The 26,832-nt window shown below is 65.7% G+C and carries 27 protein-coding genes; 18 read left to right on the plus strand and 9 right to left on the minus strand.

What is annotated here, in order from left to right:
- The first annotated feature begins 103 nt into the window (after nucleotides 1–103).
- Both CLV29_RS16335 and CLV29_RS16340 read left to right on the plus strand, forming a co-directional pair.
- The gene (locus tag CLV29_RS16335) at nucleotides 104–553 is read left to right on the plus strand and encodes an alcohol dehydrogenase catalytic domain-containing protein (RefSeq protein ID WP_208292703.1); all 450 of its coding nucleotides are present in this window, start codon (nucleotides 104–106) and stop codon (nucleotides 551–553) included.
- Nucleotides 516–1,166, plus strand: a complete 651-nt coding sequence (locus CLV29_RS16340; RefSeq protein WP_208292704.1) for a zinc-binding dehydrogenase — start codon at nucleotides 516–518, stop codon at nucleotides 1,164–1,166. The genes CLV29_RS16335 and CLV29_RS16340 overlap by 38 nt, the downstream gene beginning before the upstream one ends.
- Before the next feature lie 316 nt (nucleotides 1,167–1,482).
- Here the strand turns inward: CLV29_RS16340 and CLV29_RS16100 are convergent, their stop codons facing one another.
- From CLV29_RS16100 to CLV29_RS01150, 5 genes are all read right to left on the minus strand, one after another.
- Nucleotides 1,483–2,055, minus strand: coding sequence for a hypothetical protein (locus tag CLV29_RS16100; protein ID WP_166649090.1), 573 nt, complete (start codon nucleotides 2,053–2,055; stop codon nucleotides 1,483–1,485).
- Between the two features lie 636 nt (nucleotides 2,056–2,691).
- Nucleotides 2,692–3,060, minus strand: coding sequence for a hypothetical protein (locus CLV29_RS01135; RefSeq protein ID WP_133753258.1), 369 nt, complete (start codon nucleotides 3,058–3,060; stop codon nucleotides 2,692–2,694).
- Nucleotides 3,061–3,258: 198 nt separating this feature from the next.
- Entirely contained in the window at nucleotides 3,259–3,954 is a 696-nt protein-coding gene (locus CLV29_RS01140) for a nucleotidyl transferase AbiEii/AbiGii toxin family protein (RefSeq protein ID WP_208292705.1), read from the minus strand.
- Between the two features lie 19 nt (nucleotides 3,955–3,973).
- On the minus strand, nucleotides 3,974–4,435 hold the full coding sequence (locus CLV29_RS01145) for a helix-turn-helix domain-containing protein (RefSeq protein ID WP_208292706.1): 462 nt from the start codon (nucleotides 4,433–4,435) through the stop codon (nucleotides 3,974–3,976).
- Between the two features lie 138 nt (nucleotides 4,436–4,573).
- A complete protein-coding gene (locus tag CLV29_RS01150; protein ID WP_133753261.1) occupies nucleotides 4,574–4,906 on the minus strand; it encodes a DUF3024 domain-containing protein in 333 nt (110 codons plus the stop codon).
- 130 nt (nucleotides 4,907–5,036) lie between these two features.
- Between CLV29_RS01150 and CLV29_RS16625 the strand changes: the two genes are divergently transcribed.
- Both CLV29_RS16625 and CLV29_RS16345 read left to right on the plus strand, forming a co-directional pair.
- Nucleotides 5,037–5,675, plus strand: a complete 639-nt coding sequence (locus tag CLV29_RS16625; protein WP_243831653.1) for a hypothetical protein — start codon at nucleotides 5,037–5,039, stop codon at nucleotides 5,673–5,675.
- Nucleotides 5,603–5,869, plus strand: a complete 267-nt coding sequence (locus CLV29_RS16345; protein WP_243831654.1) for a DEAD/DEAH box helicase family protein — start codon at nucleotides 5,603–5,605, stop codon at nucleotides 5,867–5,869. Before CLV29_RS16625 ends, CLV29_RS16345 begins: the two co-directional genes overlap by 73 nt.
- Here the strand turns inward: CLV29_RS16345 and CLV29_RS01160 are convergent.
- Nucleotides 5,832–6,119, minus strand: coding sequence for a DUF4365 domain-containing protein (locus CLV29_RS01160; protein ID WP_133753262.1), 288 nt, complete (start codon nucleotides 6,117–6,119; stop codon nucleotides 5,832–5,834). The two genes, CLV29_RS16345 and CLV29_RS01160, sit on opposite strands and share 38 nt — an antisense overlap.
- Nucleotides 6,120–6,153: 34 nt before the next feature.
- A complete protein-coding gene (locus CLV29_RS16105) occupies nucleotides 6,154–6,297 on the minus strand; it encodes a hypothetical protein (RefSeq protein ID WP_166649091.1) in 144 nt (47 codons plus the stop codon).
- A gap of 263 nt (nucleotides 6,298–6,560) precedes the next feature.
- Here CLV29_RS16105 and CLV29_RS01165 point away from each other — a divergent pair, with 263 nt between their 5' ends.
- Nucleotides 6,561–7,733, plus strand: coding sequence for an ApeA N-terminal domain 1-containing protein (locus tag CLV29_RS01165; protein WP_133753263.1), 1,173 nt, complete (start codon nucleotides 6,561–6,563; stop codon nucleotides 7,731–7,733).
- Nucleotides 7,734–8,032: 299 nt separating this feature from the next.
- Here the strand turns inward: CLV29_RS01165 and ychF are convergent, their stop codons facing one another.
- Nucleotides 8,033–9,106, minus strand: a complete 1,074-nt coding sequence (ychF, locus tag CLV29_RS01170) for a redox-regulated ATPase YchF (RefSeq protein WP_133753264.1) — start codon at nucleotides 9,104–9,106, stop codon at nucleotides 8,033–8,035.
- A gap of 258 nt (nucleotides 9,107–9,364) precedes the next feature.
- Between ychF and CLV29_RS01175 the strand changes: the two genes are divergently transcribed.
- The 13 genes from CLV29_RS01175 to CLV29_RS01235 all read left to right on the plus strand — a co-directional run bounded on the left by CLV29_RS01175 (nucleotide 9,365) and on the right by CLV29_RS01235 (nucleotide 26,462).
- A complete protein-coding gene (locus CLV29_RS01175; protein ID WP_133753265.1) occupies nucleotides 9,365–10,720 on the plus strand; it encodes an ABC transporter permease subunit in 1,356 nt (451 codons plus the stop codon).
- 7 nt (nucleotides 10,721–10,727) lie between these two features.
- Complete coding sequence (locus tag CLV29_RS01180) at nucleotides 10,728–11,711, plus strand: branched-chain amino acid ABC transporter permease (protein ID WP_133753266.1); 984 nt, start codon at nucleotides 10,728–10,730, stop codon at nucleotides 11,709–11,711.
- Nucleotides 11,704–12,654, plus strand: coding sequence for an ABC transporter ATP-binding protein (locus CLV29_RS01185; RefSeq protein ID WP_133753267.1), 951 nt, complete (start codon nucleotides 11,704–11,706; stop codon nucleotides 12,652–12,654). The genes CLV29_RS01180 and CLV29_RS01185 overlap by 8 nt, the downstream gene beginning before the upstream one ends.
- On the plus strand, nucleotides 12,651–13,613 hold the full coding sequence (locus CLV29_RS01190; RefSeq protein WP_208292707.1) for an ABC transporter ATP-binding protein: 963 nt from the start codon (nucleotides 12,651–12,653) through the stop codon (nucleotides 13,611–13,613). Before CLV29_RS01185 ends, CLV29_RS01190 begins: the two co-directional genes overlap by 4 nt.
- Nucleotides 13,614–13,740: 127 nt before the next feature.
- Nucleotides 13,741–15,159, plus strand: a complete 1,419-nt coding sequence (locus tag CLV29_RS01195) for an MFS transporter (RefSeq protein WP_243831655.1) — start codon at nucleotides 13,741–13,743, stop codon at nucleotides 15,157–15,159.
- Between the two features lie 36 nt (nucleotides 15,160–15,195).
- Nucleotides 15,196–17,643, plus strand: a complete 2,448-nt coding sequence (gene pepN, locus CLV29_RS01200; protein WP_133753268.1) for an aminopeptidase N — start codon at nucleotides 15,196–15,198, stop codon at nucleotides 17,641–17,643.
- Nucleotides 17,644–17,854: 211 nt separating this feature from the next.
- Nucleotides 17,855–19,504, plus strand: coding sequence for a peptide ABC transporter substrate-binding protein (locus CLV29_RS01205; RefSeq protein ID WP_243831656.1), 1,650 nt, complete (start codon nucleotides 17,855–17,857; stop codon nucleotides 19,502–19,504).
- A 105-nt stretch (nucleotides 19,505–19,609) separates the two neighbouring features.
- Nucleotides 19,610–20,551, plus strand: coding sequence for an ABC transporter permease (locus CLV29_RS01210; RefSeq protein ID WP_133753270.1), 942 nt, complete (start codon nucleotides 19,610–19,612; stop codon nucleotides 20,549–20,551).
- Nucleotides 20,544–21,530 (plus strand): ABC transporter permease, encoded by a 987-nt coding sequence (locus CLV29_RS01215; RefSeq protein WP_133753271.1) that lies wholly within the window; start codon nucleotides 20,544–20,546, stop codon nucleotides 21,528–21,530. Before CLV29_RS01210 ends, CLV29_RS01215 begins: the two co-directional genes overlap by 8 nt.
- Nucleotides 21,531–21,541: 11 nt before the next feature.
- The gene (locus tag CLV29_RS01220) at nucleotides 21,542–22,603 is read left to right on the plus strand and encodes an ABC transporter ATP-binding protein (protein ID WP_133753272.1); all 1,062 of its coding nucleotides are present in this window, start codon (nucleotides 21,542–21,544) and stop codon (nucleotides 22,601–22,603) included.
- Nucleotides 22,587–23,630, plus strand: coding sequence for an ABC transporter ATP-binding protein (locus CLV29_RS01225; protein WP_133753273.1), 1,044 nt, complete (start codon nucleotides 22,587–22,589; stop codon nucleotides 23,628–23,630). Before CLV29_RS01220 ends, CLV29_RS01225 begins: the two co-directional genes overlap by 17 nt.
- Before the next feature lie 62 nt (nucleotides 23,631–23,692).
- Nucleotides 23,693–24,613 carry an N-acetyl-1-D-myo-inositol-2-amino-2-deoxy-alpha-D-glucopyranoside deacetylase gene (mshB, locus tag CLV29_RS01230; protein ID WP_243831657.1) on the plus strand — a complete coding sequence of 307 codons (921 nt, stop codon included), beginning with the start codon at nucleotides 23,693–23,695 and terminating at the stop codon, nucleotides 24,611–24,613.
- Nucleotides 24,614–24,704: 91 nt separating this feature from the next.
- Nucleotides 24,705–26,462, plus strand: a complete 1,758-nt coding sequence (locus CLV29_RS01235; RefSeq protein ID WP_133753274.1) for a VanW family protein — start codon at nucleotides 24,705–24,707, stop codon at nucleotides 26,460–26,462.
- A 104-nt stretch (nucleotides 26,463–26,566) separates the two neighbouring features.
- On the opposite strand, the gene CLV29_RS01240 is transcribed toward CLV29_RS01235, so the two are convergent.
- Nucleotides 26,567–26,752, minus strand: coding sequence for a putative acetyltransferase (locus CLV29_RS01240; RefSeq protein ID WP_133753275.1), 186 nt, complete (start codon nucleotides 26,750–26,752; stop codon nucleotides 26,567–26,569).
- Nucleotides 26,753–26,832 lie beyond the last annotated feature (80 nt).

Below are 26,832 nucleotides of genomic sequence, written 5' to 3' on the forward strand. Positions count from 1 at the left end.
CGATCACGGCGCCGGGTGCTGCCGTGGTGGTGCCGGGTGAGCGGTACCGTGGAGATGCAATGGCAAGCCCGCCCGATCGGGCGCCGTGGAAGGGGAGTGCAGGATGCGTGCCGTCACCTATGTGCGTAACGAAACCGTCGAGGTCCAGGAGAAGCCGAAGCCGGAGATCCAACCCGACGAGATCCTGCTGAAGGTCACCGGTGCCGGGGTGTGTCACTCCGACCTCGCGATCATCAATCTCGGTGACGACAGCCCGCTGATCGGTAGCACCCTCGGCCATGAGGTGGCGGGTACGGTCGCCGAGCTCGGTGATCAGGTCTCCGGTTGGCAGGTCGGTGAGGCCGGGCCGGTCTCGCTGATCCTGTCCTGTGGCCAGTGTCGCGAATGTCTGGCCGGGCGGGACAACAACTGCGAGGTGGCCTACCCGCGGGGCGCCTTGGCGCCGCGCTCGCCGGGCATCGGCAGCCCGGGCGGATGGCCGACTGGCTGCGCGCCTGGTCGAGTGCGGCTTGTACGTGGCCGTGACGGCGCGCCACCTGCATCCGCTGGGTGATCTCGATCCGGTGGATGCCGCACCGCTTGCCGATGCCGCGCTGACCCCGATGCATGCGATCAACACTGTCCGTGACCGCCTCACCGGTGATGCCACCGTGGTCGTGCTCGGGCTCGGTGGTCTGGGGCACCTGGGTCTGCAGATCCTGCTCGCCACCACCGGCTCGCGGGTGATCGCCCTGGACACCGATGCCGAGAAGCTGGCCTATGCCGAGAAGCATGGTGCGACCGCCATCCCGAGCGATACCGAGGCCGCTCAGAAGGTGCTCGACCTGACCAACGGTGTCGGGGCCGATGTGGTGATCGACTTCGTCGGTGTGCAGCCGACGGTGTCCACCGCGGTCGGTGCCATCCGTGGCGGCGGTGCGATCCGTTTCGTCGGCCTCGGTGGTGGCGCATTCGACTATGTGGCGGGCAATTCTAGGCTGCCGTGGGGAGTGAACGTCGAGCGTGCCTACGGTGGCACGAGCTCGGAGATCCGACAGGTGATCGATCTCGCCCGTCGGGGCAGGATCAAGGTCGAGGTGAAGCGATACCCGCTGGATGATGCGGTCACGGCCTTCGACGATCTGCACCACGGAAGGATCCAGGGACGCGCTGTGCTGGTTCCGTGATCGGCACCGGGTCGGATCGACGACCATGCCGGCGTTGTCGTGTGGGGCGTTGATGCCTCGCTGACGCATTCGTCCGGCCACCCATAGGCACATCGACATCCGTCCGGTCGGCCGGAGCGATGGCCTCGCCATCGTCGTCGCCCACTCAGTCGTCGCCCACTCATCGGTCTTCCAGTTGAGGCGGGTGTGTCGAAGACGATCGCCATGCCGCTGCGCTGGGGAGTGCCTCACTTCTGGTCACTTGGCGTCCGCAGACTGTCAGCAAGTGACCAGAACCCGACGCATGGACGGGCATGGCCGCAGGTCAATAACCTGGTCAGTGCTTTCGCACGTACTGCATGGCGAGGCTCCAGAGCTCCGGGCGACCTCCATCGGCCGGCAGGTGATCGGGGACGGGTGGCCTGGAGTCCGGGTTGGTGATCAGTTCGCTGTAGTCCTGGTCGTATGCCGGCGCAGGTTGCACGCGAGGCTTCCTGACCCGGGACCGGGCAGCGGCAACACTTACCCGTTGGAGTTCTTCGTGTGCCTCAGAGCGCAACCATTCGGGCCCATGGGTTGCTCGTTCCAGATCTTCAACGGCGCGACGCGGGTCACCGACATGGTCGGCGACGACGAGACCGCGGACGAAGTGAAGGAGGCTTCGGTCACCCGGCCGCTGAACCCACAGCGGCAGTGCCATGTCGCAGCAGTGGGCGGCTGTCTTCGGCTGCCGATGCAAGAGGGCCGAACAGACATCCATGAGCCACGCCTCCGGTGTGTAGGCGCCACCATCGATCCGCCAACCCATAGCCGTCGTGTAGAGCCCGTACCAGTCGTTCGCCTGCAGCAGCGCAACGCTCTCGTCACGCCACCACGAAGCGGGGCGCCGGCTGGCCTGGGGGTTGAGCACTGCTCAAGCCTAATGTCGCGACGACGTTCGCCGCGGAACGATCCCCTCCGCGGCGCGTGACTCCGTGCGATGCGGCTCGGGCATTGGCAAGCTCGACGGACGGGCGCGACTTCAGGACGCCGCAGATCGTTGATGGCGGGTCCGTTGTGATCCCTCGCTTGCCGTGCACGATCTCGTTGATGCGCCGCGGCGGCACCGATCGCGACGGCGAGCTGTCCTGCGTGATTTGAAGCCCTCGATGAAGTCCTCCATCAGAATCTCCCCGGGTAGATCGGTTCGATTAGATCGGCCCCCAGTGGTCGTCGACGAGTTCGACATCTTCTGCACCGCGATCTGTGCACATGAAGCAGAGCCGCCATCGCACAGTCACACGGATACTGTGCTGTCCGCGGCACCGACGAGCCGCTCCAAGCGGTTTCCCGGTAGGATCCGTAGGTCCTCGACGGACTTCGCGGCATGAATCAGGCCGAGCTTCCGCAAAGTCGCTCGTTGCACGGCGCGATCGGTGCGCTTGACGTACTGCTCGTGCCAGATCCGGTCCGTGCCCTTGCTCCCGAACGATCTGATCACGAACCCAGCGCATGGAGGAGCCGTCAATACCGCTAGGCGTTGAACCGGAACTCCACCGAGTTGCGTCTACCTTCTCGCATCAAACCCACGCTCCAGCAAGTCCCGGTCCTTCGTAGGCAAACCAACTGATTCAGCGACGTGCGCAAGCAGATCGGCCACGGCGCTCATGTTCACTGCTGGCGTTGAACTATTTGGCAAGGCGTCGCGGTAGAGATCCAAAGCGATGTCATCCTGCGCGAACAGCACCGGAACTTCGTTCAGCGCCGCGGCCAAATCCGGGCCAGCTTTGCACCGCACAATCTGCCGCACGAGGTCAAACTGAGCATCACGCACACGCCGTTTCGTTTCCCATCCGAGCTGATACACCGTTACCGCCCATGAGGCCAGGGCACCAGCTACAGCACCGACCACTGCACCGATCAAGGCTTCAATCACGTTGTCCTCTCCAGACGACTAGACGTTAAACCGGAACGAAAACCGGAGTAGTCGGTGGTTGTCGGTCATCGTCGGTTGATGCCGAAAAATGCCGTCTGACCTGCGGAAACGCGTTCGCTGCACCGTTGGACGTCGTCGGCGAGAATCGGTCTCCGTTGGACTTCTTGCGGACTGTTTGCGGACCGCTGGACGGGAAGGCTAGTCCGAGCCCCGACCGCGACCTTCGATCTTCGCGCACCTTGCGGAGAGATCGCGGATGCTCTGCCAGACAACTGCTCGGGGGGCGTCGATCTTGAGTGCTCGGATGTATTCGTCGAGACGTTGTGGGCGATCTTGGAGGTAGGTGACTGCGTTGTTGAGGCTCTCGCCGACCGTCTTGCCGTATGCATCGACTGCCTTGCGCGCGCCGGCCTTCAGGGCGACCGTGTCGGGTTTCATCATGGCCAAGTCGATGAGGTCGCGGCTGAACGTCGATGTGTCTGCCCAGCGGTCGTCATTGGCGAGCAGCTTGGTTGCGACCTGGTCTGTTCGCGTCAGGATCCGTAACCCACAGATCTCATCGCCCGAGGCGGGGGTGTCGAGGTCGATGCGGCCTTCATGGATGATCTCGAACTTGATCGCACTCCCCGCAACGAGCACCGACGTCCTAATCCCGTAACCGTCAACAGAGGGTGTTCGACCCACGTCCAGTTCGCGTGTAGCCAGAGCGGCGAGCCCGTGGTCCCTGACCATCTGGCGCAGCGCGCGGTAGGACTGCGGGTCGGAGACGAGGAAGTCGATGTCGACCGATTCGCGGAACTCGCCGTTGGCAAGGACGATCGCGGTGCCGCCTCCGAACCAGCAGTTGTGCTCGGCCAGGAGCGGTGCGTCGAGCATCGACAGCACCTCAGCCACCTGTTGGTGGTGCAGCCGCCTAAACAAGGAGCCTCCCGTTGCTGTAGGTGTCCGCGAGGTGCTGGATGAATGCCTTCTCGTGATCGGTGAGGGCTTCCTGGTTGAGGTGTCGCCAGCCGCGTTCGTAGAGGTTGAGTGCCTCCGTCTCGGTGATGGTGGTGCCGGCGTCGGTCTGCCATGCCAGCGTGCGCAGGCCGGGATAGTCCCCGACGGTGATCGTCGCCGGTTCTGCTGCTGGCGCGTCGAGGATCGGGATGACGAGGTGAAGTCCGAGTGCGGCGGCCACGTTGACGTAGGCGCCGATCGTGACCGAGGGGTTGCCCGCCTCGATCCTGTACAGGGTGACACGCGAAACGCCAGCAGCTTCGGCACAGGCGACTACCGTGACACCGAGGGCCTTTCGGCGTTCGCGCAGCCGGGCGCCCAGGCGTTCGAGGTCCGCCTGTTGCTCGGGGCTCGTGTACGGGCTAGGGGCTGGCATGTTTCTCATTTTAGTCATTCAGTCCCTTATGTCAATAATGGGAAACATTTCGAAGGATCTCTCGGTCAAACGACTTGCCCGCGCGAAGCCAGCCGTGCGTCCAGTTCGTCCAAGAGACACTCTCTGGGCTCGAGCTCGCTAGCCCCAGAAGATCGGGTCACCGCTGCTGTCGATGTGGTCCAGGAGCGCCTGGACGCTCTTGGTCGGGCGCTTGCGCTTGTACTCGTGGAACTTCAGGTTTCGGTCGCGCCAGTAGATCGCCCACTGGCCTGTCGACTTCGTGTACCTAAGCCGCGCGATCGGGAATCGGGTGTGCTCACCGACACCGTCCCACGGCGGCCGCACCTCGACGATGTCGACGTGTCGGTCGGAGACGTCGGCCTCGACCTTGACCTGGTCCCACAGGTGCTCGGGCACGCGCTCCCGCGCCCAGAGGCGGATGCGGTGCAGATCAGTCTCGGGAAGCGCCATCGCACCCTTCCAGTCAGTTCGGGACAAGCACCGGCAACCACGGAGCGGATCGGAGAGAGTCGGTGCACTCCGACCAGCGTCGTCGATCCGCCTGCCGACGCCGAGAGACGACGATAACCTCAGAGGTACCATGAACCTCGGGGACGACGCCAACCGCCTTGCCGCGGAGGCGCGTGCCCGCGTTTTGATCGATCGCCAGCTCACCGACGCAGGCTGGTCGGTGCAGGACAGCAGGTCGCTCAACCTGTTCGCGGCCCAAGGCGTCGCGCGCCGCGAGGCGACGATGGCGACCGGGCACTGCCGTGCCGACTATCTCCTGTACGTCGACCAAAGGGTCGTCGGGGTGATCGAGGCCAAGTCCGAGGGCACTCCCCTATCAGGTGTCGAGTGGCAGTCCGCGATGTACGCCGAAGGGCTCCCGGCCGACGTCAGGCTCGCAGCGCTGACCAAGGACGGCCGGCTCCCGTTCGTCTTCGAGGCCAGCGGCACCGAGACCCACTTCACCAACGGCTTCGACCCCGAACCACGGGCCCGGCGGATCTTCAACTTCCCCAAGGCGGCGACCCTCGCCAAGACCCTGCGTAGCAAGGACGAGGAACACCCGACCTGGCGGGGCAAGGTCACCGCGATGCCCCGCTGGACACCACTCCGCTACGGCCGGCGCAGATCGAGGCGATCAACGGCGTCGAGCAGAGCTTGCGCGAGCAGCGCTACGACCGGAGCCTGGTGCAGATGGCGACGGGCGCTGGCAAGACATTCGCGGCCGTGACGCTGTCATATCGGCTGCTGAAGTTCGGTGGATTCGACCGGATCCTGTTCCTCGTCGACCGCAACAACCTGGCCAAGCAGACGATGGCCGAGTTCGAGAACTACCGCACCCCCGACGACGGCCGCCGCTTCACCGAGCTCTACAACGTCAACCGCCTCAACCGCGGCCCGATGCCGGAGTCGACGGCCGGGTGAACGGGACGAAGATCTTGCGTCCCTTGCCGGTGGAGACGATCGCGTCGCCGGTCACCTCGGCCCAGTACGCGATCTGGTTCGTGGTGTCGACCAGAACGAGCAGGTACGGCAGGCCGAAGGAGAGCCAGTGGTCGAAGTGGTAGGTGCCGGACTCGTCGAACCACCAGCCTGGCTCGCCCTTGCGCTTGTTGGCCGGCTTCAGGTACTCGGTGGGGCTGCCCTTGACCTGCATGAAGACGGGCGCGCCCAAGTCCCAGGCGTTCTCCTTGTCCTCAGGTGCCGCATCATCGCGCGAACGTAACGAGATCGGTCCCGATGTCCTCGCTGAGCTTGACCGGGGGAGCCCACCCGATGTCAGCGAAGATCACCTGGGCCTTGAGCTCGCCGCGCGAGCCCGTCGTCTTGGTGGAGTGCACCGGCGTCGTCATGGCCCCAGTCCATCAGGTCCATGAGTCTGCGTCGCCCCAAGACCACTGATGGGCTCGCAGGCTCGAGTACGAAACTGCGGCGATCCTGCTTCAGGAGCGTGACCCCGCGTTTGACGAGGTCATGTGTTCGTGGGGAAGTCTGCTAGAGCGTGTCGGTTTGCTGTGGAACTGTACAAGGTATGCCGGAACGACCTGCGCTGACCCCAGGGAGACCCCGCCTCGGAACCGTCTTCTTCGACGCACGAGAGCCCGGGCGACCCGCGATGGCCTTCGATACCGGAGAAGAGATCGAGTTGACAGTCAACTTCGATCATGGAGATCCGATCGGCCGCCGCTTCAGCGGACGATCAATGTCGTATGGCGACGATCCCGACTACCGCCTCCACGACTACTCGATGCCAACGCAAGCGTGGTTCTACGATCCGCACGGCGTCATCTGCTTAGTCGAACCGCACGGGAGATCGCACAGCTTCGGCACTCTGCAAGAGGGGCGATTGCGCTTCGCATACGCGATCGAGGTCGGCGACGTCGGCCTTCGATATGAGCGGATCAACGCGATGCAGTCGCGAATCGAAGGTTTGGAAGAATGGATTCCCATAAGCTCGATCGAGCACGAGTACGTCCACGAGGATGATTCGATCTTGTCGAGCATCTTCACGGTCAAGCGCCAGGCGCCGGTGAAGATATCCCGAGTGCTCAACGCGCAGATCCGCCCGGCCTACTCGTTCATGGCCTCGTCTGTCCCGGGGCAAACCACACTTGCCGATGAGATGCGCGTAAAGACCAGCGCCACGCGAGCGCGTTCATGGCAAGAGCACCTCGACGTTCACCGAGGCGTGCGGGATCTCCTGGTCGTCGCGGGATGGCGAGACTACGGGACCTGGGACTTGAGCGTGTCTCGCCAAGACGACCCCGAGCGAGCTCTTGCCGGAAATGCCCTGGGCGATCGATGGGCTCGCGTATCGACCTACGCGATGCCAAAGCCGACTGGAAACGACCAAGGAAACCGATTCCTGTTCAAGTTCGATGACGTTGGTGCGCCCGGTATTGGCCGCTGGCTTCGACTCAGGCGCAGGCATCGTCGAGCCATCTCTGGGATGATCCACTCTGTTGGTATGCCGGGAGTTGCTCTCGAAACCGCATCTCGGAAGCGGGCGCAGCGCTTGAACACCTTGGCTACGGCATTGCGATCGAACGAGGCGAAACTCCCGGCAGGCACCTCGCAACCCATCTGCGACGCGTCGCAGAGCAATGCCGTTGCGACATGGGAGTCGATGCGGACGCTTGGCCGGCGCGCTTCGCCGACGCGTACAACACTGTCAAGCACCCCGACCGGCCAGACGAGTGGGACACTCTTGACCTTCACAACATTCTTCGAGAATCTCGGCTGCTGTTTCGCACTTGGGTCGCCCTCCGCTTGGGAGCCGGGGTTATAGCCCTCGAGCGAAACCGCGGCCTCGTGCCCATGTCGCGCCCGTACGAGCGGTGGTGACCGACGCGCAAGTAGTCACGGTGATGGGTGACTCCGGGACCATCAAACTCCCTCGTACTTGCTGACCACAGTTGCATCACTGCGCCGCCAAAGGTCACGTCACGGGCGGGGCAATTGGCAGCGCCGGGGTCCAGAGATTGGCCCTCCGAACGGCCAGATCGAGGGCATCGCGCTGAATTTCTTGCGGACTCTGTGCGGACTGGGAGGGATCACACCCACTCTGACCTGCGGTTTTGCGCCGATTCACACGTTAAACCGGAACTCCACCACGTCACCATCGGCCATCACGTAGTCCTTGCCCTCCAGGCGTACCTTGCCCTTGGCCTTGGCTGCGTTCATCGAGCCGGCTTCCACGAGGTCGTCGAAGCTGACCACCTCGGCCTTGATGAAGCCCTTCTCGAAGTCGGTGTGGATCACACCGGCCGCCTGCGGCGCGGTGGCACCCTTCGGGATGGTCCAGCCGCGGGCCTCCTTCGGGCCGGCGGTCAGGTACGACTGCAGTCCGAGGGTGTCGTAGCCGACCCGGGCCAGCACGTCCAGGCCCGGTTCTGCGATGTCCAGATCGGTCAGGAACTCCGCGGCATCCTCGGGGTCCATCTCCGACAGTTCGGCCTCGATCTTCGCGTCCAGGAAGATCGCCTCGGCCGGTGCGACGATCTGCCGCATCCGATTCTTCAAATCCTCATCGGCCAACTCGTCGGAGTCGCAGTTGAAGACGTAGATGAACGGTTTGGCGGTCAACAAGAACAGCTCCCGCAACGGCTCGCGGTCCAGCCCCGCCTCGAAGATGCCCTTGCCCGACTCCAGCACCTGCTGCGCCTGGCGTACCGCCTCGACCTGGGCGGCCCGGTCCTTGTTCATCCGGGCCTCCTTCTCCATCCGCGGCAGCGCCTTCTCGATCGACTGCAGATCGGCCAGGATCAGCTCGGTCTTGATCGTCTCGATGTCGGAGGACGGATTGACCTTCCCGTCGACATGGGTCACCTCGGGATCGGAGAACACCCGGGTGACCTGACAGATCGCGTCGGCTTCGCGGATGTGGGAGAGGAAGGCATTGCCCATGCCCTCACCCTGGCTGGCACCCTTCACGATGCCGGCGATGTCGACGAAGGTGACCGTCGCCGGCACGATCCGTTCCGAACCGAAGATCTCGGCCAGCTTGGGCAGCCGCGAATCCGGTACGCCGACGACTCCGGTGTTCGGTTCGATGGTCGCGAACGGATAGTTCTCGGCGAGAACGTCGTTGCGGGTCAATGCGTTGAACAAGGTCGACTTGCCCGCATTCGGCAGGCCGACGATTCCGATGGTGAGTGCCACGGGGGACAAGAGTAGTGGCGACGGGCCGGACAACGCCGAATCGTCGCCCGCGACAGGCGTCCGGACCAAAAGTTGCGCCACGATAACAATGGTCCGGATGCGGTCCCAGCGGCCGAACCGCGCCCTATGCTCACCACCTGGGCAGCCACTGGGATGCCCTGAAATCTTGCGACCATTCGGAGGAGCTCTGTGCACTCAGTAGCCGCGCAACGGGGGCAGACGTGGTTGATCCGCGGCCTGGCACTCCTTGCGCTCCTCATGACCAGTTGGGTGATCACCGCCGGCAGTGCCGCGGCGGCTGACGATTGTGTTCCCGATTCCTCCACCGGATGTATCGCCGGAACGATTCGGACCGCCGCCGGCGATCCGGCCGAGGGTGTCGAGCTGACCGCCACCGGCCCGGCCGGTGAGCTGTCGGCCAGCACCGACGACACCGGCGCCTGGGCGATGGCGGTCGAGGAGGCCGGTACCTACGAGGTGAGCCTCGACGAGGCCACCCTGCCCGAGGGGGAGACCCTGCGGCAGCCGGAGAACAACCCGCGCACGGTCGAGGTCGAACTCGGCAGCCAGACCGCCGCCCTCTTCCCGCTGGGTGAACCGGAGGCCGGTGGCGGCACCGAGCCGAGTGCCGGGGCCGAACCGACCGAACCTGCCGCCGGGGAGCCGGAGGGCGAGGAGACCGCAGCCGGGACCGACGAGGCGGGCGAGGCGTCCGAGAGCGCCGGGGCCGCGGGCAACAACCGCGTGGTGCAGCTGATCGTCTCCGGGCTCACCTTCGGGCTGCTGCTGGCCATGGCCGCGGTCGGGGCCAACCTGATCTACGGCACCACCGGCCTGTCCAACTTCGCCCACGGTGACCTGGTCACCCTCGGCGGGCTGGTGGCCTTCACCTGTGTCCGTACCTTCGGCCTGCCGCTCTGGTTGGGATTGGTGGTGGCCGTGCTGGTGGGTGGCGTGGCCGGATTCCTGCTCGATGCCGGGATCTTCGGCCGGTTGCGGCGCATCGGCGTCGGAACCACCCAGCAGCTGATCGTCACCATCGGTATCTCCCTGGCCGCGATGAACCTCTTCCTCACCATCTACGGTGGCAACCCGTTGCCGATCGTCGGCACCATCTCCGAGCGGATCAACTTCGGCCTGTTCTCGATGTCGATGCAGACCATCTGGTTGCTGATCGTTGCGGTGATCGTGCTCGGTCTGGTCACCGTGGTACTGCAGAAGACCCGGCTCGGACGAGCGACCCGAGCGGTCTCCGACAACAGCGCCCTGGCCGCGGCCTCAGGAATCAACGTGAACCGGATCATCCGCGGTGTCTGGGTGTCGGCGGCCATGCTGGCCGCACTCGGTGGAGCCCTGCTGGCGCTCTACCTGGGCTCGACCCGCTTCAACTTCGGTCAGGTCATGCTGCTGCTGATGTTCGCCGCAATCACCCTCGGTGGCCTCGGGTCCCCGCTGGGCGGCATCCTCGGTGCGATCGTCATCGGGCTGGTGGTCGAACTGTCGACCCTGATCCTGCCGAACGACGTCCGGTACGCCACCGCACTGGTGATCTTGATCGTCGTGCTGCTCTTCCGGCCGCAAGGCATACTCGGCCGCGCTCAACGGATTGGATGACAGGTTCATGGACATCGTAGATCTCTTGGTCGGCGCCCTGCGGGAGGCCACCGGTCCGACGGCGATCGCCTACGCGTTGGCCGCGATAGGACTCAACATCCACTTCGGTCTGACCGGTCTGATCAACATGGGCCAGGCAGGCTTCATGCTGCTCGGCGCCTACGGCTTCGCCATCTCCACCATCTACGGCGCGCCGCTGCTGCTGGCGTTCCTGGTGGCGATCCTGGCCGCCGTGGTGTTCGCCTTCATCCTCGGTCTACCGACACTGAAACTACGAGGCGACTATCTCGCCATCGTCACCATCGCCGCGGCCGAGATCATACGGTTCGTGGGGCGTTCGGTCTCCATGAGCTGGCTGACCGGCGGGTCCCACGGACTGACCGGCAACTCCTACAAGAACACCTTCCAGGACGCCTCGCCGTTCGCCGACGGGCTGGTGGCGATCGGTCCGATCGCCCTGCCGATGAACCAGTCGAACTCCTGGTGGTTGCGGATCGTCGGCTGGTCGCTGGTGATCCTGGCCTGTGTGCTGGTCTTCCTCTGGCTCCGCAGCCCCTGGGGACGTGTGCTGAAGGGAATCCGGGAGGACGAGATGGCGGTCCGTGCCCTGGGCAAGAACGTCTACCTCTACAAGATGCAGGCGCTGATCCTGGGCGGTGTCTTCGGCGCCCTCGGTGGCGTGATCTTCGTCCTCGCCAGTTCGGTCCAACCCGACTCCATCGGCAGGCCGGTGACCTTCAACACCTGGACGATCCTGCTGCTCGGCGGTGCCGCGACGGTCTTCGGCCCGGTGCTGGGATCACTGTTGTTCTGGTTCGCGTTCACCGTCGTCCGCGGCATCCTGCGTGGGGTGATCCCGCCCGAGGTGATGGATGCCACGCAGGTCGAACCGCTCGGTCTGGTGCTGGTCGGTATCACCTTGGCGTTGTTGATCATCTTCAGACCACAAGGCATCCTCGGCGACAAGAAGGAGTTGGCGATCAATGGCTGACGTGATCACCCGAATCCCCGAGGTCGAACAGGCACGGGCCAGCCTCGCCGGGGTCGAACAGGTACCCGGGTCGGCCAAACCCGATCCGATGCTGATCGCCGACGGGGTACGCCGGACCTTCGGCGGTGTGAACGCCGTCGACGTGCAGCACCTGGAGGTGCAGCGGCACGTGATCACTGCGCTGATCGGGCCGAACGGCGCAGGCAAGACGACCTTCTTCAACCTGATGACCGGCTTCGACAAGCCCGACGGCGGGGACTGGACCTTCGACGGGCGCAACCTCGGTGGCGTCGCCGCCTCCAAGGTGAGCAATCTGGGTATGGTCCGTACCTTCCAGCTGACGAAGGTGCTGTCACGGATGACGGTGTTGGAGAACATGCGGCTCGGCGCGAGGAAGCAGCGCGGGGAGAGTATGTTCGGCGCCCTGCTGCCGCCGCTGTGGAAGCAGCAGGAGAAGGAGATCACCGAGAAGGCGATGGACCTGCTGGTCAGGTTCAAGCTCGACGCCAAGGCCAGCGACTTCGCCGGCTCGCTCTCCGGAGGTCAGCGCAAGCTGCTGGAGATGGCGCGCGCACTGATGAGTGACCCGGCGCTGGTGATGTTGGACGAGCCGATGGCCGGTGTGAACCCGGCGCTCACCCAGTCCTTGCTCGGGCACATCATCGACCTCCGGGACCAGGGGACCACGGTGCTGTTCGTCGAACACGACATGCACATGGTCCGCCACATCTCCGACTGGGTGGTGGTGATGGCCGAGGGCAAGGTGGTGGCCGAGGGGCCGCCGAAGGACGTGATGGCCAACCAGGCCGTGATCGACGCCTACCTCGGTGCCCACCACGACACCGACCTGGGCGACGACGCGCTGCTCGAGGAAGGCGTCGAGGACGAACTGCGCGCCCAGGCCGAGGCCGAGGAGGCCGAACAGGCCAAGGAGGACAAGTGAGTACCGAGACTGCCCAGGATCTGCACCGCGGTGCGCCCAGCGGTACGCCGCTGCTGCACGCCGACGACCTGTACGCCGGCTACCTGCCCGGGATCAACATCCTGCAAGGATGTTCGCTGGTGCTGCACCCCGGTGAACTGGTCGGCATCATCGGACCGAACGGCGCCGGCAAGTCCACCTTGTTGAAGGCCCTGTTCGGGCTGGTGAACATCCGCGAGGGATCGCTCACGCTGAAAGGTGAGGACATCACCAACAAGCGGGCCGATGTGCTGGTCCGCAAAGGCGTCGGTTTCGTCCCCCAGACCAACAACGTGTTCCCGAGCCTGACCATCGAGGAGAACCTGCAGATGGGGGTCTTCCAGACCCCGAAGCAGTTCGCCAAACGGGTCGACGCGGTCTTCGACATGTTCCCCGAGCTGGGCAAGCGTCGTCGCCAGCGAGCCGGTGCGCTGTCCGGTGGTGAGCGGCAGATGGTCGCGATGGGCCGGGCGTTGATGGCCGAGCCGAGTGTGCTGCTGCTCGACGAGCCGTCGGCAGGTCTGTCACCGGTACGCCAGGACGAGGCGTTCCTGCGTACCCGGCGGATCAACAAGGCCGGCGTCTCGGTCGTGATCGTGGAACAGAACGCCCGCCGCTGTCTGCAGATCTGTGATCGCGCCTACGTCCTGGACCAGGGACGCAATGCCTACTCCGGTCCCGGCCGGGAACTGATGAACGATCCGAAGGTGATCGAGCTCTACCTGGGAACCCTGGCCGCCGATGTCGAGGCCGAGGAGGCCCAGGCCACCGAGGTGGTCGGTGCGGTGGAGGCCGAGGAGACCGGGACGCTCGGCGATCTCGACGCCCAGCGAGCCGTCGTCGACTCCTCCGACGAACCGGTGATCATCGACGACGCCGACCCGATCGAACCCGAGCACGCGGTGGATGGCGGCGAGACGCAGCCCCGCGACAAGGAGTGATCCCGGCGGCGACGGATCCATGGTGACCAACCCCTGATGACCACGGTCATCGGGGGTTGGTGATCGTCAGGCGAAAACATGGTCCGGATCACTGACGTCACGCTGAATCGCGTGTGACAATCACCCGGTGAACAACCAGCACCCGGTGAACAACCAGATCGCGGGCGGTCAGGGACCTACCCTGACCCGTACCGAACGGCTCGACCGACTGCGGTTCAACCGGGCCCATGCCAACCTGCTCGGACGTTCCGGCGTCGGCTGGGCGCTGGATGCCATGGACGTCGGGTTGATCAGTTACGTGATGGTCGCAGTCGGTCAGCAGTGGGCCCTCAGCTCGACCGAACTGTCGTTGGTCGGCGCGATCGGCTTCGCCGGGATGGCCGTCGGGGCCAGCCTGGGTGGCCTGCTGGCCGACCGGTTCGGCCGCCGCCAAGTCTTCGCCCTCACCTTGCTGGTCTACGGCCTGGCCACCGGCGCCTCGGCACTGGCCGGTGGACTGGCGGTGCTGATCGCGCTCCGCTTCCTGGTCGGCATCGGGCTCGGGGCAGAACTTCCGGTCGCCTCCACCCTGGTCAGTGAGTACGCCCCGAAACACATCCGGGGGCGGGTGGTGGTGGCCCTGGAGGCATTCTGGGCGCTCGGCTGGGTGATGGCCGCCCTGCTCGGCTTCTTCCTCGTACCCTCGGGGGACAACGGTTGGCGATGGGCACTGGCCTTCGGCCTGGTGCCGGCGATCTATGCCATCGTGATCCGGCTCGGGCTGCCCGAGTCGGTCCGATTCCTGGAGTCCAGGGGCAGACATGCCGAGGCCGAGGAAGCCGTACGCAGGTTCGAGGCTGCCGGCGGTGCCCGACCGCATGCCGAACCGGACAGTGCGGTCGCCGTCGATGATCAACAGCCGACCCCGGGCCGACGGGCGACCCCGGCGCTCGGCACCGAGTCGATCTGGTCGAAGCGCTTGCGTTCCCGGACGATCGCCTTGTGGATCATCTGGTTCTGCATCAACTTCTCCTACTACGGCGCCTTCATCTGGCTGCCACAACTGCTCGTCGACCGGGGATTCCCGATGGTCCGCTCCTTCGAGTACACCTTGATCATCACCATCGCACAGCTGCCCGGCTACCTGGTCGCGGCGATCCTGATCGAGAAGATCGGTCGACGATCCACCCTGGCCATCTTCCTCACCGGGTCGGCCATCTCCGCCGCCGGATTCGGCCTGGCCGAGACCCCGACCATGATCATCGTCGCCGGCTGTGCCCTGTCGTTCTTCAACCTCGGCGCCTGGGGTGCGCTGTACGCCATCGGCCCGGAGATCTATCCCACCACCGCCCGCGGCAAGGGGACCGGAGCAGCAGCCGCGTTCGGCCGGATCGCCTCGATCCTCGCCCCGCTGTCGGTACCGGTGATCATCGGATTCGGTGGTCCGGTGCTGCTCTTCGGGGTGTTCGGGGTGGCCTTCGCCATCGCTGCGATCGCCGTCCTCGGCGTACCGGAGATGCGCAATGTCGAGCTGGAGGAGGGGGCACCGACGACGGTGGGCGGGTGAGCCCGGCCCACACCCGCCGCCCACTACGGTGATGCCATGGTGAGTTTGCAGAAGGCCGAGGCCGTGCAGCGGGCATCCCTGCTCGAGATCAACTCGATGCACATCGCAGTCGACCTGACCGGTGACGACCGCACCTTCACCTCCACCTCCACGATCTCGTTCGGCTCCCGCCGTACCGGTACCTCGACCTTCTGCGACTTCGCCGGCGAGGAACTGCTGAGCGTCGAGCTGAACGGCACACCGGTGCCGCACCATGCCTGGCAGGACAACCGGATCCGGCTGGCGCGGCTGGCCAACAGCAATGTGCTGACCGTCACCGGGAGGATGGCCTACAGCTCCGACGGGGAAGGCCTGCACCGCCACGTCGACCCGGCCGACGGCCGTACCTACCTGTACGCCATGAGCTTCCTCGACGCCGCACCACGCTGGTTCGCCTGCTTCGACCAGCCGGACCTGAAGACCACCGTCGCCATGACGGTACGCGCACCGCACGGCTGGACCGTCCTGGGGAACGGACGATTCACCCAGACCGAACCCGGCATGTGGGAGTTGTTCCCCACGCCACCGCTGGCGACCTACTTCATCACCCTCGTGGCCGGTCCTTACGCCTCGGTCCTGGACGAGGTGCCGAAGACCGCGACCTCGGATCCGGTGGTGCTCGGCCTGCATGCCAAACAATCACTGGCCACCGAACTGCAGAACGAGGCAGCCGACCTGTTCGCCGTCACCCGGGCGGGCTTCGGGGCCTATCACGACCTGTTCGGCGTCCCCTACGCCTTCGGTGACTACCACCAGGTGTTCGTCCCCGACTTCAACGCCGGAGCGATGGAGAACCCGGGCTGCGTCACCCTCCGCGACTCCTACCTCTTCCGCGGCGCGGCCACCGAGTTCGAACGGGGCTCCCGGGCCTGCACCGTTGCGCACGAACTGGCCCATCAATGGTTCGGTGACCTGGTCACCATGCGCTGGTGGGACGACCTGTGGCTGAACGAGTCCTTCGCCGAGTACCTGGCCCATCGGGTCTGTTCGAACTCGACGCGCTACCCGCTGTGGGTCGACTTCGGCATCAACCGCAAGGACTGGGGGATGGTCGCCGACCAGTCACCCTCGACCCATCCGGTGGCCGGCAACGGCGCGGTCGACGCCGCAGCCGCCCTGGCCGACTTCGACGGCATCTCCTATGCCAAGGGCGCGGCGCTGCTGAAACAGCTCGTCGCCCACCTCGGCGACGAGGTCTTCCTGGCCGGGCTGCGGGACTACATCGGCCGCTACCAGTACCGCAACGCCGAGTTGGCGGAGTTGCTGCGCTGCTGGACCCGGGCCGGTGCGGACAACCTGTCCGAATGGTCCCAGGCCTGGCTCACCACCACCGGTGCCGACACCCTGCGCGCGGTCGGCGGCAGGATCGTGCGTACCGGTGACGAACGCCGCGAACACCGGATGGCCGTGGCGGCGCTGGACACCTCGGGCAGCGAACTCGACCGCCTGCAGGTACGGGTACGTGGTGATGGCGTCGACCCCGGACTGTCGGCCGCCGTGGTCGTACCGGATGCAGCCGACCAGACCTGGGCCAGCATCCGCTTCGACGGCGAACTGTCGGCCCTGGCCTCGATCTCCGCGGTGGCCGACCCGCTGACCCGGGTCGTGCTCTGGAACTCCCTGCGCGACAGTGTCCGCAATGCCGAACTGGACCCGGCAGTGGTGCGGCACCGGGTCGTCGCCGACCTGCCCGACGACCCGTCGGACCAGATCGTCCGCTCCCTGCTCGGTTTCGCCGCCGACGAACTGGTCGGTCACTTCACGCCGATGGCCGATCGCCCAGAGCGCCTGCAGGAACTGGCAGCGGGCGCCGAACAGGTGATGCAGACGGCCACACCCGGTACCGACCGGCAGTTGGTCGGCTGGCAGCAGCTGATCCGTACCGGCTCCGATGTCGAGCGCCTGACTGCCTGGCTGAGCGGGGAGAACCTGCCGCGCCAGCAGCAGCTCGACGACGAACTGCGCTGGGCGATCGTCACCCGGCTGGCCGAGTTGGGGCATCCCGAACAGATCGAAGTGCTGGCCCGACAGGACAGTTCCGCCTCGGCGCGCAATCATGCCGCCCACGCCCGGGCAGCGACTCCCGATGCCGAGGCGAAGGCACGTGCGCTGCGCATCGTCACCGAACCCAACGATCTGTCCGCCTATGAGGTCTATGCCACCGCCTCCGGGCTGTTCGCCTCCGGCAGCCCGCAACTGCTGGTCGAGCTGGCCGAGCAGTGGTTCGACCGGATCGCAGGGACCGCGCGGTTCCGGACGGGCTGGGCCCTCGGCACCGTGATCCGGTTGTCGTTCCCGGTACGGGCAACCAGTCCGCAGGTGCTGGCCCACGCCGAACGGCAGCTCGGCGCACCGGACCTGGTTCCCCTGGTGCGTCGGGCCTTGATCGACGGGACCGACAAACTGCGTCGCGCCGTGGCCGTGACCACCCGGTTCCCGGTCTGATCCGGACCGGCTTCGCCTGCTTGGTCACGATCCGGTTGCGGGCGTGTGCGGTCGCTGGACACCCGCGATGCGTCTCGCATAGAAAGACGGAATACGAATCAGCCGTTCCACGGTATCCGGACACGCTCCGGTGCAGGGGAGACGGCGCCCCCATCCCGCGTCACCCGCGGAATACCAGGAGGACACACAAATGCGAGGACGATCTCGCTTGATGACTGCCGGCGCGGTCAGTGCCATTGCTGCACTGACCCTCGCTGCCTGTGGTTCGGGAGGAGCCGGTACCGACACCGGCACCGATACCGGCACCGAGGGCGCCGCCGGTGGTGAGTACACCACCAACGGCTGTACCCCCGAGAACCCGCTGATCGCCAGCAACACCTCAGAGGCCTGTGGTGGTGACCAGCTGGACATGTTCCTCGCGAAGCTGGTGCACTACAACACCGACACCGCCGAGCCGGAGATGGACATCGCCGAGTCGATCGAGACCGACGACAACCAGACCTTCACCGTCACCTTGAAGCAGGGCTACAACTTCCACGACGGCACCGAGGTGCAGGCGCACAACTTCGTCGACGCCTGGAACTGGGCCGCTGCCGGACCGAACGGTCAGGCCGCCTCCTACTTCTTCAGCCCGATCGAGGGTTACGCCGATGTCCAGTGCGGCGGTGACGGCTCCGACTGTGAGGCCAACCCGCCGGAGACCGAGGAGATGTCCGGTCTGCAGGTCGTCGACGACTACACCTTCACCATCAAGACCATCGAAGCGGTCTCCAACCTGCCGGTCCGCCTGGGCTACTCCGCCTTCGCCCCGCAGCCGGATGCGTTCTTCGCCGACGAGTCCGAGGGCAAGGAGGACTTCGCGGCGAAGCCGATCGGCGCCGGTCCGTACCAGGTCGAGTCGACCAGTTCGACCGAGACCGTCTTCACCAAGTTCGCCGACTACGGCGGCGACTTCCCCGGCAGCGCCGACAAGATCACCTTCGTGATCTACCAGGACACCGCCGCCGCCTACGCCGACACTGTCGCAGGCAACCTCGACGTGCTCGACCAGATCCCGACCGACCAGCTCGCCGGCAGGCAGTTCGAGTCCGATCTGCCGGACCGCTCCGAGCAGCGCGAGAGCATGACCATCAGCTACCTGACCTACTCGCCTGCCGATGAGCAGCTGAAGGAGAACAAGGAACTGCGTCAGGCACTGTCGATGGCCGTCGACCGGGAGACCATCAACCAGCAGCTGTGGGACGGTGCCCGTCCGCCGCTGGACTCCTGGGCTCCGCCGAGCCTGCCGGATTCGCCGACCGGCGTCTGCGGTGAGTTCTGCACCTACGACGCTGCCGCAGCGAAGGCGCTCTACGACCAGTCCGGTGGTTACGACGGCACCCTGTACCTGAACACCAATGCCGACGGTGCGGGCAACGTGGCGACCTTCGAGGCCGTCTGCAACGGCTGGAAGAACGATCTCGGCCTGGACTGCCAGGTGAACCAGGTCGTCGACTTCTCCACCTACAACAAGGGGATCGACGCCGACGAGTACACCGGTGTCCTGCGCTCGGCATGGCTGGCCGACTACCCGTCGATCGAGAACTACCTGGCGCCGATCTACGGCAAGGGTGCGGACTCGAACTGGTCGGACTACGACAACCCGGCATTCGACGACAAGCTGGCCGAGGCTGCTGCCGCGCCGGATCTGGATCAGGCCAACGCGCTGTACCTGGAGGCCATGCAGATCCTCGCCGAGGACTTCCCGACCGCTCCGATGCAGTCTCGACTGGAGACCATCGGTTGGTCGGAGAACGTCTCCAACGTGAAGCTGACCCCGTTCGGCAAGCCGGACCGGATCGGTGTCACGGTCAACCAGTGATCGATCAGTGTTGAGCCACTGATCAGCCAGAACCGAACAATGATGTGGGCCGGACCCTGGTGGTCCGGCCCACACCGGTTCTGATCAATCCCTACGGAGCGACTTGTGTTGACCTTCATCATCCGGCGGCTGCTGCAGCTGATACCGGTCTTCCTCGGCACCACCTTCTTGATCTTCGCCATGGTCTACGGCCTCGGCGACCCCACCGCCGGGCGCTGTGGTGAGCGACCCTGTCCGGCCTCCTACGTCGCGCGGCTGACCGAGGAGTATCACCTCGACGATCCCCTGATCGTGCAGTACGGCTACTACATGCTGGGACTGCTGCAGGGCGACCTCGGCACCACCTTCAACGGGCAGAACGTCGGTGAGGAACTGCTGCTCCGCTACCCGACGACGATCAAGCTGGCGCTGATCGCCCTGGTCTTCGAAGCGGTGATCGGCATCGTCGCCGGCGTCCTGGCCGGCATCTACCGCGGCAGCTTCCTCGACTACCTGGTCACCGTCTCCAGCCTGGTCGTGATCTCCATCCCGATCTTCGTCCTCGGTGGTATGGCGCAGTTGGTCTTCGGCATCATGATCCCCGATGCCACCGGCGACCGGCTCGGTCTGCCGGCGACCGCCACCGACGGCACCTGGTATCAGTTGCTGATGCCCGGTCTGGTGCTCGGGTCGGTCTCCGTGGCCTACATCGCCCGGCTGCTGCGCGCCAGCCTGGTGGAGAATCTGCGTGCCGACTACGTCCGTACCGCCAAGGCCAAGGGCCTGGGGCGCGGTCGGGTGATCGGTGTGCACACGATGCGGAACTCGCTGATCCCGGTGATCACCTTCATCGGTACCGACATCGGCGCCCTGATGGGTGGCGCGGTGGTCACCGAACGCATCTTCAACGTCAACGGGATCGGCGGCTACCTGTTCCGCTCGATCACCACCAAACAAGGAGCCGCGGTGGTCGGTACGATCACCGTGCTCGTGGTCGTCTACCTGCTGGCGAACCTGCTGGTCGACGTCCTCTACGGCTACCTGGATCCGAGGATCAGTCATGACTGACCAGCAAAGTGCCTTCATCACCCCCGGTGAGGCCACGACGGCAGCCGCCGCCGGTGGACGTGTCACCGAGCGTGCGCCGCAGGAGCAGCCGGAGAAGAAACCGGCCAAGGGACGTTCGCTGTGGTCCGACGCCTGGCGCGAGATGCGGTCCAATCCGATGTTCTGGATCTCCAGTTCGCTGATCCTGGTCGTGATCGTGATGGCGGCCTTCCCGCAGTTGTTCGCCAGCGGTGACCCCAACTACGCCAACCTGACCATTGCCCGGCAACCACCCTCGGCCGAGCACTGGTTCGGCACCGACCGGCAGGGATACGACGTCTACACCCGCACGATCTACGGTGCTCGCGCTTCGATCATGGTCGGCCTCGGTGCCACCTTGGGTGTGGTCCTGATCGGCGGTCTGGTCGGCCTGATCTCCGGCTACGTCGGCGGCTGGCTGGATTCGCTGCTGTCGCGTCTGGGTGAGATCTTCCTGGCCATCCCGCTGCTGCTGGCCGGCATCCTGTTCCTCTACATCTTCCCGGCCGAACCCGGCGAGAGCTTCTACGTCATCATCGGCAAGGTGATCCTGGTGATCGTCCTCTTCGGCTGGCCGACCACGGCCAGGCTGATGCGTTCGGCGGTGCTGCAGGTGAAGCCGAACGATTACGTCACCGCAGCCCGGGCGCTGGGCGGATCGCCCGCGCGGATCGTCTTCTCCCACGTGCTGCCGAACTCCCTGGCCCCGATCATGGTGGTGGCGACGATCAACCTCGGTGTCTACATCGCCGCCGAGGCAACCCTGTCCTTCCTCGGCATCGGGTTGAAGCCCCCGGCGGTCTCCTGGGGGTTGTCGATCTCCGACGCCGCCACCTTGGGCATGATCCGGGAAGCCCCGCACATGTTGATCTATCCGTCGCTGTTCCTGTCCGTCACGGTGCTGGCGTTCATCATGCTCGGTGACGCCGTCCGCGATGCACTCGACCCGAAACTCCGCTGAGAGGAGTGGTGATGAGCACGAAACTCACAGATGAACTGGTCGAGGGTGGTCCGCGCAGTGACTACGTACCGGTCGACGGCGAGACCCTGTTGGAGGTCGAGGACCTGCAGGTGGAGTTCCGTACCCGCGACGGTGTGGCCAAGGCCATCAACGGGGTGAACTTCGACCTGCGGACCGGGGAGACCCTGGCCATCCTGGGCGAATCCGGATCAGGCAAATCGGTCACTGCGCAGGCGATCATGGGCATCCTCGACTCACCGCCCGGGTTCGTCACCGGCGGGGAGATCCGCTACTGCGGGCAGGACCTGTTGAAGATGCCGGACAAGCAGCGGCGCAAGATCCGCGGCCCGGAGATCTCGATGATCTTCCAGGATGCGCTGTCCTCGCTGAACCCGGTCTTCCCCGTCGGCTGGCAGATCGGGGAGATGCTGCGGATTCACCGGGGAATGAACCGGACCGATGCCCGCGAGGGTGCGATCAAGTTGATGGAGCGGGTGAACATCCCCGGCGCCCGGCAACGGGTGAGCTCCTTCCCGCACCAGTTCTCCGGCGGGATGCGGCAGCGAATCATGATCGCCATGGCGATCGCGCTGAATCCGGCGGTGCTGATCGCCGACGAGCCGACCACGGCCCTGGACGTGACGGTGCAGGCGCAGATCATGGCACTGTTGAAGGAGATCCAGGAAGAACGTCAGATGGGTCTGATCCTGATCACCCACGACCTCGGCGTGGTTGCCGATGTGGCGGATCGGATCGCGGTGATGTACGCCGGGCGGATCGTCGAATCGGCCGATGTGTTCACCACCTACGCCCATCCGGCCCATCCGTACACCCTGGGCCTGCTGGAGTCGATCCCGCGCCTGGACCAGAAGGGTCAGGAACTGACCGCGATCGGTGGTCTGCCACCCAACTTGATGAACGTACCGCCGGGTTGCGCCTTCCACCCCCGCTGCCGCTTCGCCCGCGACATCTGCCGCGAGGGTGCCCCCCCGCCGTTGCTGACCGTCGGCACCGGCCACGTCAGTGCGTGTCATTTCAGTGAGGAGGTGCTCGCCGATGGCGACGCCAGTTGAGGAAGTCCGCGCTCGGCCGAGCAGCGACCTGATCATCGATGCCAAGGACCTGGTCAAGCACTACCCGATCCGTGGCGGCGTCCTGCGCGGCATCAAGGGCTGGGTGAAGGCGCTCGACGGTGTCTCGTTCAACCTGTACAAGGGTGAGACCCTCGGCATCGTCGGTGAGTCGGGCTGTGGCAAGTCGACCCTGGGCCGGATGCTGATGCGACTGGAGGAACCGACCTCGGGCAGCCTGCTGTTCGACGGCGTCGACATGTATGCCCAGTCGAACTCGGGGATGCGGCACATGCGCCGGGACATCCAGATGGTCTTCCAGGATCCCTACACCTCGCTGAACCCGCGGAAGACGGTGGGCGACATCGTCGCCGAACCGTTCGAGATCCATCCCGATGCGGTGCCGAAGGGGACGAACATCCGTACCCGGGTGAAGGAGTTGATGGAGCTCGTCGGTCTCAGCCCGGACATGACCAATCGCTACCCGCACCAGTTCTCCGGTGGCCAGCGGCAGCGGATCGGCATCGCCCGGGGAATCGCCCTGAACCCGAAGGTGCTCGTCTGCGACGAGCCGGTCTCGGCACTCGACGTGTCGGTGCAGGCCCAGGTGGTGAACCTGATGGAGAAGCTGCAGGACGAGCTGGGGCTGGCCTATGTGTTCATCGCCCACGACCTGTCGGTGGTCCGCCACATCTCCGACCGGGTCGGCGTGATGTATCTGGGCAAGATGGTCGAGCTCGGGGACGAGGAGCAGATCTACGAGCGTCCGACCCATCCCTACACGCAGGCCCTGCTGTCGGCCGTTCCGGTGCCGGATCCGACCAAACGGTTCGAACGTGAGCAGATCGTGCTCACCGGTGATGTACCGAGCCCGGCGAACCCTCCCTCGGGATGCCGCTTCCACACCCGCTGCTGGAGGGCGCAGGAGCGCTGCGAGACCGAGGAGCCGTTGCTGATCGAGCATGCCGACGGTGCCGGTGAACACCCCTCGGCCTGCCACTTCGCCGAGCCGAAGACCGACGTGGTCTGACCCGTCCCGGTCGTCGCCCGGTCCGTCAGCGACGGGACGGGCGACGACCTAGAGTGGGCGCCGTGTCCGATTCAGATCTGATTCCCTCCCGCCGGTTGATGTTGGTCCACGCCCACCCCGACGACGAGTCCAGCCAGACCGCGCTGACGATGGCGAAGTACGCCGCCGAAGGGGCGCGGGTCACCTTGGTGACCTGCACCCTGGGTGAGCTGGGGGAGATCGTCTCCGAGCCGTTGAAACAGCTCACCCCCGACGAGCTCGGCCCGTACCGGCTGGGGGAGCTGACCCGGGCCATGGCGGCACTCGGGGTGACCGACTTCGTCCGTCTGGGCGGCGACGGGCGCTATCACGACTCCGGAATGGCCTACGCCGAGGACGGGTCGGTGATCGCACTGGCCGAGCTGCGCGACGACTGCTTCTGGAATGCCGACCTGGCCGAGGCGGCGAACCATCTGGTGGCGCTGATCCGCGACCGTCGACCGCAGGTGCTGATCACCTATGACGACTTCGGCGGGTACGGACATCCCGACCACGTGAAGGCGCATCGGGTGGCCATGTACGCCTATCTGCTGGCGGCCGTGCCCGGATACCGGACCGATCTCGGCGACCCCTGGCAGATCTCCCGGGTCTTCTGGTCCGGGTTCTCCCAGTCCTCGGTACGACAGATGGTCCGTGCCCTGCGCGCGGCGGGGGACACCGAGGCGTTCGCCCATATCGACCCAGACGCCGAGACCTTGCCGATGGGTGTCGACGATGCCTACATCGCCGCCCGGATCCATGCTCCGGAGTTCACCGCCGCGCAGTACGCGGCGCTGGCTGCCCATGCCTCCCAGGTCGACCTCTCCACCGGGTTCTTCGGTGCCCTGGAGAAGGCCTCGGCAGCCGGTGCCGAGGTGTGGACCGACGAGAACTACCGACTGGCGGCAGGGGTGCCGCTGCCCGGGCCGCTGCCTGCCGACGACCTCTTCGCGGGTCTCGACTGAGTCACGCTCCGGCAGCACACATGGGCCCGTGGCCCTCGGTGACGTACACTCGGGGCGAATCTGCAAGGCTGAAGGGGACCGGGAAGACACGTTGAGCACGACGATCAATCAAGCGCCGCGCGCCGACAAGCCGTCCCGGAAGCCCCGTCGCGGGTGGCTCATCGGTATGGGAGTGGCGGTGCTGCTGTTGCTGCTCGGCGGCGCCTACTCCGTGGCCTACGCCAGTGCCGGGGACACCGTTCCCCGCAATGCCACCGTCGGCGGTGTGGCCATCGGCGGGATGACGCGCGAGGAGGCGATCGCCACCCTCGAGGAGGCCTACGCCGACACCGAGACCGCCGAACTGGAACTTTCCGCCGGTGACAACACCGTTGCCCTGAACCCGGCCGAGGCGGGCCTGAGCGTCGACTACGCCGCGACCGTCGAACAGTCCGGGGTCGGACGCAGCGCCAACCCGGCCCACATCTGGCGCGTCCTCACCGGTGGTGGGGACAACCAGCTGGTGGCCGCAGTGGACGAACCGAAGCTGACCGAGGCGCTGGAAGTGGCGGCCGAGGAGCTCGACACCGAGGCCAAGGACGCGACGATCGCCTACGAGGTGCCCGAGGAGGGCGCACCGGAGATCGTCACCGAGCAGGGGCAGGAATCGGTCACCGTGGACCGGGCGGCCTCTGCCGAGACGGTGCGCAATGCGTACCTGACGACCACCGAGATCCCGCTCGATGCCGCCGTGGCCGACCCCGACATCTCCGATGCCGAAGTCGCCGATCTGCAGCAGAGTTGGGCCGAACCGGCGATCTCGGACCCGATCGAGATCAGCACCGACAAGGGTGATTTCCGAGTCACCGAGCGCGCCATCGCCAAGGCCACGAAGTTCGAGGCGAAGGACGGGCTGCCGGTCGGCGCGATCGATGCCGAGGAGTTGCGCGACCAGGCCGAACCGGAGATCTCCGAGAACGTCGACCTGATCGAGCCCACCGAGGCGACCTTCTCCTTCTCCGGCGGCAAACCGGTCCCCTCAGCGGGCAAGGACGGTGAGGACATCTTGCCGGACAAGCTGGTGGAGGCGGTGAACGGTGTGATCACCAAGTCCGGTGACGAGCGCAAGGCCGAGGTCGCGATCGACAAGGCCGAATCCGAGCTCACCAAGGAGGAGGCCGAGAAGCTCGGGGTGAAGGAAGTGATCGGTGAGTTCACCACCAGCTTCCCCCACGCCGACTACCGCAACGCCAACATCGGCCGCGCCGCCGAGATCCTCACCGGCCACCTGATCAAACCCGGTGAGACCTTCTCCTTCAACGACACCGTCGGTGAGCGGACCGAGGAGAACGGCTTCGTGGCCGGCAACATCATCTCCAACGGGCGCTTCGTGATGGAGACCGGCGGCGGTGTCTCCCAGGCCGTGACCACCCTCTACAACGCCGGCTTCTACTCCGGCCTGGAGGACGTCGAGCACTGGCCGCACACCCTCTACATCGACCGCTACCCGGCGGGCCGGGAGGCCACCGTGGCCTGGGGATCGAAGGACCTGAAGATCAAGAATGACACCGATTACGGGGTCGTCATCCAGGGCATCATCGACGAGTCCTCGCCCGGGAACCGGGGTTCGATCACCTTCAAGATGTGGTCGACGAAGGTCTCGGAGGTGAAGGGCGGTGAGCCGAGCAAGTCCGACTTCTACTCCGAGCCGGCGACCACCAGCAGTGCCTCGGACTGCCAGCCGCAGGGCTCGGTGGAGGGCTTCACCGCCAGCTACTGGCGTGAGGTCTACCGGGACGGGGAGTTGGTCCGGCCGCGGGAGCAGTACAGCTGGCGCTACGCCGCCACCCGTGCCGTCACCTGCGAGTGACCCGGTTCCGACGCTGTCGGTCGGCCCGTACCCGCTGCACGCTGCCTGACTGAGCAGGTCCCCGGAATGTCTGTGGCCGCCGAGGGAAGGTCGCCGCGGGTGGCTCAGCTCTCGCGCGGACGCCGCCGCGGTGGCGGACGGTCCGGCACCCGCCGGCTGGCGACCACGGCCGAGCGCAAGATCCGGTGCTGCTGTCCGCGCCGGTCCCGCAGCACCAGTTCTCGGTCGTCGATCTGCAGCAGCTGGCCGACGACATCGGTTAGTGAACCGTCGGCGATCCGGTGTCGCACAGTCCAACGACCCAGCCCCGGGGCTGGGTTGAGATCTTGATCACGATCGGGTGGCTTGTGGGTCAAGAGGTGAACCTACG

Origin of the sequence: Naumannella halotolerans (assembly GCF_004364645.1) — a bacterium.
Taxonomy (GTDB): Bacteria; Actinomycetota; Actinomycetes; order Propionibacteriales; family Propionibacteriaceae; genus Naumannella; species Naumannella halotolerans.